Genomic DNA, 2,274 nt, shown 5'->3' with positions numbered 1-2,274 from the left:
ACGTAGACGCCGGCCCGGTCGGCATCGATGCGCGACAGGTCCTGGCCCGCGTCTTCGAGCGCCTCCCATGCGGTCTCGAGCAGCAGGCGCTGCTGCGGATCGAGCCGCTCGGCCTCGCGCGGCGAGATGCCGAAGAACTCGGCGTCGAAGTCTTCGATGCCGTCGAGGAAGCCGCCCCAGCGCGTCATGATGCGGCCCGGTGTCGCAGGCCGCGGGTCGTGGTAGTGGCCGAGGTCGATGCGGCTCGCGGGGATCTCGGCGATCGCATCGCGGCCTTCGCTCAGCAACTGCCAGAAGCTCTGCGGATCGCTGACACCGCCGGGGAAGCGGCAGCCCATGCCGACGACCGCGACATCAGCGACAACAGCAGCGACAACGGCGGCGGCAGCGTGGGCTGGCGTGTCGTTGTCGGTGCTGCTCATGGAAGCCTCTCGTCAGGCGAAGCTGGGGGACTTCGCCGGCGCGGTCGCCAGCAACGGCGCCAGCGTCACCGACAGGTCGGCCAGCAGCGCGTCGCGCCGGCCGGTCAGGTAGAAGTGATCGCCGGGGAACACGCGCACGCGGAACGGGCCGCGCGTCTCGCCGCGCCAGCCGTCGAGGTGCGCGCGCGGCGTCAGCGGGTCGTCGCTGCCGCCGAACACCGACAGCGCGCACTCGAGCGGCGCGCGGCCGGCCGGCGGCTGGTGCGTCTCGAGCGCGGCGATGTCGGCGCGCAGGCTGGGCAGCAGCAGCGCCATCACGTCGGCATGCTGCAGCACCTCGGCCGGAATGCCGCCGTAGCGGCGCTGGATCTCGGCGACGAAGGCAGCGTCGGGCAGGCGGTGCAGCGGCGCATCGGCGGCCGGCCAGTGCGGCGGGCGGCGGCCCGAGACGATCAGCTGCGCCGGCACCGGTGCGCCGGCCGCCTGCAGCGCACGCGCCACCTCGGCCGCCAGCACGGCGCCCATGCTGTGGCCGAAGAACGCGAACGGCTTGTCGTCGAGCTCGGGGCGCAGCGCCGGCAGCAGCGCGTCGATCAGGGCTGGCATGCGGTCCATCGGCGGTTCGTCGAGCCGGTTCGCGCGGCCGGGCAGTTGCACCGCCACCAGCTCCAGCTCGGCCGGCAGTCCGGCCAGCCACGGGCGATACACCGCGGCGCCCACACCGGCATGGTGAAAGCAGAACAGCCGGGCTCGCGCCGCGGGGCGGGGAGTGAACCGTTGCAACCAGGGATTTGGGCTCATCGCGCGACGCCGTCGACAAGGGAGTCGAGCCCGCCCAAGTGCGGCCTGTGATCCTCCGTGTCTTTCCAGTGAAGCAATGTAAAGTCAAAGGGCGTCGCGACACCCTCGGGACGACCCCCCATCTGAGTGAAACTGCGCCCCCTGGAATGCGTGGTCAGCGTGCGGTTTTCAACGGCTTTTGCAAAGGTTCCTGCGAGGCTTCATCCAGCGCCTGCCGAGCCTGCACCTGCCAGCGGTCGTGCAGCGCGAGCGCGGCCCGCGCCGCCTGCTGCGCCTCGTCGCGGCGGCCGAGCGCGAGCAGCGTGTCAGACAAATTGATGAAGGCGGCCGCACTGCGGTGCTGTTCGGCCGCGGCGCGGAACACCTCGGCGGCCTGCTCGGGCTCGCCGCTCGCGCGCAGGCTGTTGCCCCAGCCGATCTGCAGGCTCAGCCTGCCCGGCCAGCGTTGCAGTGCCGACGCGTACACGCGGGCCGCAGCGGCCGGCGCCGCGCTGCGCTCGAAACCGACGGCTGCCTCGATGGCAGCTTCTGCGTGCGCGGTGGCCGGCCACTCGCCCGGCGGCAACGCGACGAAGCCCCAGAAACCGGAGCGGCCCCAGGTGTGCTCGAAGGTCGAGAGCGGCAGCCGCTCGCGCTCGCTGCGGCCGGAGCGCAGCAGCAGCTCGCCGCGCGGCAGGTCGTGCCCGACGACGACCGCGTAGTGCCACAGCGGCACGAACGACAGCCCCAGGTTCTGCAACACGACGACCGGGTGGCCGGCTGCCAGCTCGCGCAGCAGCGCGTCGAGCTCACCCGGGATGCGCGTCGCGACCGCCCCATGGCGGCGGGCACCGGCCAGCATCTCGGTCTGCAGGCTGCCGGCGCGTGCGGGCACGAAGACCTCGTCGGCGAGCAGCGCCGGGTCGGCGGCGATGCCGGCCGCGCCGAGCGCGGTGGCCAGCGCCGCCGGGCCGCACTGGTGGTCGGTCTGCGGGAAGAACGGCGTGGCGTGCAGCTCGACCACCGGCGGCAGGCCGGCCGGCGGGTGCTCGCGCAGCGCAGCGGTCTGCAC

General features: G+C 73.3%; 3 protein-coding genes. All 3 read right to left on the bottom strand.

Going from position 1 to position 2,274, the window contains the following annotated elements:
- Window positions 1–422: beta-ketoacyl synthase N-terminal-like domain-containing protein (locus AC1D01_RS30930; protein ID WP_477873265.1), on the bottom strand; the 422-nt coding region annotated here is incomplete at its 3' end.
- 12 nt (window positions 423–434) lie between these two features.
- Entirely contained in the window at window positions 435–1,205 is a 771-nt protein-coding gene (locus tag AC1D01_RS30925) for a thioesterase II family protein (RefSeq protein WP_477873263.1), read from the bottom strand.
- A 172-nt stretch (window positions 1,206–1,377) separates the two neighbouring features.
- Window positions 1,378–2,274, bottom strand: an 897-nt coding sequence (locus AC1D01_RS30920; protein WP_477873261.1) for a PA2778 family cysteine peptidase, incomplete at its 5' end; no start/stop codon positions are given.

It is taken from the genome of Rhizobacter sp. P3_B12 (genome assembly GCF_056402895.1).
The sequence above is the reverse complement of the archived record's forward strand: the minus strand, read 5'-3'. Positions and strand labels throughout refer to the sequence as shown.